This window comes from Acinetobacter sp. YH12201 (genome assembly GCF_013418145.1).
Taxonomy (GTDB): Bacteria; Pseudomonadota; Gammaproteobacteria; order Pseudomonadales; family Moraxellaceae; genus Acinetobacter.
Map to the genome: position 1 here is coordinate 1 of NZ_VPCP01000125.1, position 5,654 is coordinate 5,654.

Here is a 5,654-nt window from a genome sequence, read left to right on the forward strand (position 1 = left end):
GTTGGAACAAGCAAGGATGTATATCTTGCCGGAGAGAAGGAAAAGAAATTGTCCCAGGGTTGTGAAGCTAAAACCACAGAAATACCCAAGAAAATGCCAGTCAATTTCTTAACTGACTGGCATTACCCAATTGGGAGGTTTTTATTTGATTTTTACGAATTAATGATTGGCACAATCCAGCTACAGATAATCAGAATAATACCCAAATGACCCAACTTACGCGTGATTTTTTCTATCGTTGAAACCCGAACAGCAGGCTGCTGAGAAGCGTTTTTCATTTTTAGCGATGCCAGAGACTTATTGAAATGTAGGAATACGCCTAAATCGATACAAATTAAAATAGTACCGATATCGCTGACGATATCCATCAATTTATAATCTTGCAGGTATAGAGAAGTACCGACTTGATAGCAAAGAAAAAGAGCAAAGGCAAAACAGGCATATTGGAAAATGAGAGCAGCAATCCGCATAAAAATCTAAAAACAAAAATGATGGGTGTTTATAACATAAAAAAGCCAGTCTATTGACTGGCTTTTTTATTGCACAATTTTACCAATGCTCACCCGGGAACAAACGTGCATACGCTTTTTGAACCCAATTCAGTTTTTGTGGTTGACCTACCGAAGCAGAAGAGCTCGGGAACAGGTTGTAACCAATTGACATCAATTTATTGTTAATGTCTGGAGCAATAGAATAGGTAATTGAAGCCAAACGGCCTAAGTGGGTCGCAACTTTTTTCGGGCGTTTCACGATCGCATAGGCAATTAAATCGGCTGCCTGTTCCGGAGACAGGGTGGGTACGTATTTATAAATTTTGGTTGGTGCAATCATTGGGGTACGAACCAATGGCATATAAACTGAAGTAATGGCAATTTTATGCGAATGGACTTCGGCAGACAGACAGCGGCTGAATGCATCCAGTGCAGCTTTAGAAGCCACATAAGCGGAAAAACGTGTCGCATTGGCCAAGACACCAATCGAGCTGATATTGATGATATGGCCATCCCGGCGAATCATCATTTGTGGCAGAATATTCATCACTAAACGTACTGCACCAAAGTAATTCAGCTGCATGGTGCGTTCAAAATCATGGAATCGGTCGGTCGATTCATGAACTGCACGACGAATTGAGCGTCCTGCATTGTTGATCAGGATATCAATATGGTCTACGGAGGCTAAAATCTCTTTTGATACCTCATCAATAGATTCCATGTTATTTAAATCACATGGGAAAACAGATGCTTTGCCGCCCTTGGCTTCTATTTCTTGTTTGACTTGATCTAATGTTTCTTTGGTACGAGCCACCAACAGAACATGTGCACCGGCATCGGCGAGTTTATGTGCAGCGGTTAAACCAATACCACTAGATGCACCAGTAATTAAAACAACTTTGCCGTTGACTCGATTCTGAAAAAGTTTCTCTAGTTTAGAATTCACAATATTTTCCTGGTTTCAATAGAATAAAAATTTAGATTATTTTTTTAGTTGATTCTAGCGCTCAAAATTTGGGGAATTTAAGCTATTCTCGAGCCATTTATAATAGCGAATGTTAGGAAAAAATCTACAAATAAGTAATTGAATTTACAAATATAATTAGAGTAATTGCTCTATTATTGTTTTAACTGTTATTTAATTTTTACCATGAATTAAAACCAAAGCAAAGAGAAATAATCAAAAAATTATACTCAAATAAAAGTAGCCTTCTTTCGTTTAGAAAGAAGGCTAAATTGTACTCTAATCCAAAGCTTTAAACTTGCGCCAATGCCTGTTCCAAATCTGCAATTAAATCATCAATATGTTCAATACCGACAGATAAACGGACCATATCAATACTCACCCCTGCAGACTTCAGTTCTTCTTCATTGAGCTGACGATGGGTGGTAGTGGCAGGATGGCAGGCCAGGCTTTTCGCATCGCCAATATTGACCAGACGGGTAAAGAGTTGTAGGGCATCAATAAAGCGTGTTCCGCCTTCACGACCATCTTGCACACCAAAAGACAGAATTGCTGAAGGTTTACCTTTCACGTATTTTTGTGCCAGCGCATGCTGAGGATGATCTTTTAAACCAGCATAATTGACCCATTTGACTTTCGGATGCTGCTGTAAATATTCCGCGACCTTTTGTGCATTTTCAGTATGACGCTCCATTCGCAGATTCAATGTTTCTAAGCCTTGCAGGATCAGGAATACACTGAGGGGGCTAATGGCAGCACCGGTATTGCGTAGAGGGACCACACGCGCACGGGCAATATAGGCAGCCGCACCTAAGGCTTCGACATAATTAACCCCATGATAACTTGGGTCAGGTGTATTTAATACTTTGAAACGTTCAGGATATTTGCCCCAAGGGAATTTACCGCTATCAACAATGGCACCGCCGATTGAATTGCCGTGACCACCAATATATTTGGTCAGTGAATGCACGACAATGTCGGCACCATATTCAAAAGGTTTAAGCAGGGCAGGCGTGGCAACGGTATTGTCGACAATCACCGGTACACCATATTCATGAGCAATTTTAGAGATGGCTTCCAGATCGATGATATTGCCGAGTGGGTTGCCGATCGATTCGACAAACACCAGTTTGGTTTTCTCGTCAATTAAACCACGCAAGGCTTCAGGGTTTTGGTAATCAAAGAATCGAACTTCAATGCCCTGTTTAGGCAAAGTATGGGCAAACAGGTTGTATGTACCGCCATACAGCGTTGAAACCGACGCAATATTGTCACCAGCTTCGGCAATGGTCTGAATGGCATAGGTAATCGCTGACATCCCTGAGGCCAAAGCCAAAGCGCCAATCCCGCCTTCCAGTGCAGCCAGACGTTGCTCTAAGACAGCGGTCGTCGGGTTCATAATCCGGGTATAGATATTACCCTGAACCTTTAAATCGAACAGATCAGCCCCATGTTGAGTATTGTCAAAGGCATAAGAAGTGGTTTGATAAATGGGTACGGCGACTGCTTTTGTGGTCGGTTCTGGGCTGTACCCTGCGTGAATCGCTAAAGTTTCATCTTTATAAGTCATGTTTACATCATCTAAGTGAGTTAATTGTTTCGGTGGGTTATGCCATCAGTCTATCACCTGTGGATATGAATAAAAGTGCGTATTCTAGAAAAGAATATCTAATTTTCTTATATCTATGGGTTTTATTCAGTCACAATTCAATAAAACTGAGTATCTGCGATTGTGTTTAAAAAACCAACATGCCATTAGTTGTAACATTCTATTGAAGATGAAGGCTATGCCTTATTTTTTTTGTACTTTCATCGTATAATGCCCGCCAAATATTTGTTCGCATACTGCTGTGGGTAGAGTGCGAATGTTGCTTTTTCTATAGAGGAGTCCTACGTGGCCCAATATATTTACACGATGAACCGTGTGTCGAAGATGGTTCCGCCTAAGCGCGAAATCTTAAAAGACATCTCTTTATCATTCTTTCCAGGCGCAAAAATTGGTGTGCTTGGTTTAAACGGTGCAGGTAAATCGACCTTGCTCCGTATTATGGCTGGCGTAGATAAAGATTTCTCAGGTGAAGCCCGTGCTCAACCGGGTATTAAAATCGGCTACCTTGAGCAAGAACCACCACTTGATCCTAACAAAGACGTTCGTGGTAACGTTGAAGATGGTTTACGTGAACCATTGGATGCTTTGGCTCGTCTGGATGAAGTATTTGCTGAATATGCAGCGGAAGATGCTGACTTCGACAAACTTGCAAAAGAGCAAGAAAAGTTAGAAGCCATCATTCACGCTTGGGATGCGCATAACCTGACCAACCAAATGGATCAAGCAGCTGCTGCGTTAAACCTTCCAGCTTGGGATGCAGATGTCACCTTGCTTTCAGGTGGTGAACGTCGTCGTGTTGCACTGTGCCGTTTATTGCTTTCTAAGCCGGACATGTTACTTCTTGATGAACCGACGAACCATTTGGATGCAGAATCTGTATCTTGGTTAGAGCGTTTCTTGAAAGATTTCCCTGGCACAATTGTTGCGATTACGCATGACCGTTACTTCTTAGATAACGTGGCGGAATGGATTCTTGAGCTTGACCGTGGACATGGTATTCCTTACCAAGGTAACTATTCTTCTTGGCTTGAGCAGAAAAATGCCCGTTTAGAGCAAGAGAACAAGCAGGAAGAATCTTTTGCCAAAGCATTGAAAAAAGAACTGGAATGGGTTCGTTCAAATGCTAAAGGTCAGCAAAAGAAAAACAAAGCGCGTATGGAGCGTTTTGAAGAACTTAACTCACGCGAATTCCAACAGCGTAATGAAACCTCTGAAATCTACATTCCACCTGGTCCACGTCTAGGTAACAAGGTTGTAGAAGTTGAAGGGATCAGTAAATCGTTTGGCGATAAATTACTGTATAAAGATTTGTCTTTCACAGTACCACCAGCTGCGATTGTAGGTATTGTTGGTCCTAACGGTGCGGGTAAAACGACGCTATTCCGTATGATGACTGGTGAACAGCAACCCGATACCGGTACGGTAACCTTGGGTGAGTCAGTTAAAGTCGCTTACGTGGGTCAGATCCGTGACACCTTGGACGATAACAAAACCGTTTGGGAAGAAGTGTCGGGTGGTCTGGATATCTTGAAGATTGGTGATTACGAAATCGCATCACGTGCGTATATCGGTCGCTTCAACTTCAAAGGTCAAGATCAGCAAAAACGTGTAGGCAGTTTATCGGGTGGTGAGCGTAACCGTTTACAACTGGCGAAAATCCTGCAAATGGGCGCAAACGTGATCCTGCTGGATGAGCCATCGAATGACTTGGATATCGAAACCTTACGTGCACTGGAAGATGCAATTCTGGTATTCCCAGGTACTGTGATGGTGGTATCGCATGACCGTTGGTTCCTCGACCGTATTGCAACGCACATCTTGTCATTTGAAAATGAAACACCAGAATTCTTCACCGGTAACTATACCGAGTTTGAAGAATATCGCCGTAAGCGCGATGGTGATGATCTGGCAACGCGTCGTCAAAAATATCGTAAAATCGGTGCTTAATTCCCGATTTTGATGTGAAAAAAACCAGCCTTCGGGCTGGTTTTTTGATTAAAATGCAATTTGCGAATAACTATACATTAAAGTCTTTATTGCTTCCGGGTGACCTTGTTTGGCGGCTTTTTCGAGCCATTCCTGAGCATGGGTATAATTTTTATCTAGACCCAATTCACCATTCAAATAACACAGGCCCAGTTTATACTGAGAATCACGATGACCTTTGAGTGCCGCACTTAAAAAGTTCCAGACTGCATTGCGTTTATCCTGAATGGCAGGATTGTTTTCTGATGTGTGTTGATAGGCATGCAGGCGTTCAAAGGTCTGATGATGTTCAAGCGCTAATTTTTCGTAATATTGCCCTTGTGCATATTCTGCTTGCACTTCGGAAAGGGCATTTTGTCTTCCTTGTCTTGTTGAGTCGAATAAAGGTAACCAAGCGTAAATGATCTGTTCTATTTTATGCAGGATCATATTCAGCTCCTTATCATCTGGATTAAATGATTTTTATCCAATATTCTTAATATATTAGGACTTACGCAGTATTATTTATAGATTCTCTGTGGTAGCAGATGATTTTTATCGAGAATAAAGTCATCAATGAAGTTTTTGATCATTGGTCTAAATAATTTCTTCTGCCAACGATATA

The 5,654-nt window shown here is 41.7% G+C and carries 5 protein-coding genes and 2 pseudogenes; 2 read left to right on the forward strand and 5 right to left on the reverse strand.

What is annotated here, in order from left to right; genetic code table 11:
- Positions 1–210: pseudogene (locus FTU91_RS16485) on the forward strand (hypothetical protein); the annotation flags it as partial.
- Here FTU91_RS16485 and FTU91_RS16810 read toward each other — a convergent pair.
- The 3 genes from FTU91_RS16810 to FTU91_RS15430 all read right to left on the reverse strand — a co-directional run bounded on the left by FTU91_RS16810 (position 153) and on the right by FTU91_RS15430 (position 3,025).
- Positions 153–470: a hypothetical protein gene (locus FTU91_RS16810; protein ID WP_180043466.1), complete on the reverse strand. Its 318-nt coding sequence runs from the start codon at positions 468–470 to the stop codon at positions 153–155. The pseudogene FTU91_RS16485 and the gene FTU91_RS16810 sit on opposite strands and share 58 nt — an antisense overlap.
- Before the next feature lie 79 nt (positions 471–549).
- Positions 550–1,437, reverse strand: coding sequence for an SDR family NAD(P)-dependent oxidoreductase (locus tag FTU91_RS15425; RefSeq protein WP_086197226.1), 888 nt, complete (start codon positions 1,435–1,437; stop codon positions 550–552).
- Positions 1,438–1,747: 310 nt separating this feature from the next.
- A complete protein-coding gene (locus FTU91_RS15430; RefSeq protein ID WP_086197225.1) occupies positions 1,748–3,025 on the reverse strand; it encodes an O-acetylhomoserine aminocarboxypropyltransferase/cysteine synthase family protein in 1,278 nt (425 codons plus the stop codon).
- Between the two features lie 324 nt (positions 3,026–3,349).
- Between FTU91_RS15430 and ettA the strand changes: the two genes are divergently transcribed.
- Positions 3,350–5,011 (forward strand): energy-dependent translational throttle protein EttA, encoded by a 1,662-nt coding sequence (ettA, locus tag FTU91_RS15435; protein ID WP_086197224.1) that lies wholly within the window; start codon positions 3,350–3,352, stop codon positions 5,009–5,011.
- A gap of 48 nt (positions 5,012–5,059) precedes the next feature.
- On the opposite strand, the gene FTU91_RS15440 is transcribed toward ettA, so the two are convergent.
- Together FTU91_RS15440 and FTU91_RS15445 are read right to left on the reverse strand one after the other, a co-directional pair.
- Positions 5,060–5,479: a tetratricopeptide repeat protein gene (locus FTU91_RS15440; protein ID WP_180043463.1), complete on the reverse strand. Its 420-nt coding sequence runs from the start codon at positions 5,477–5,479 to the stop codon at positions 5,060–5,062.
- Between the two features lie 71 nt (positions 5,480–5,550).
- Positions 5,551–5,654 (reverse strand): annotated as a pseudogene (locus tag FTU91_RS15445) (IS701 family transposase); the annotation flags it as partial.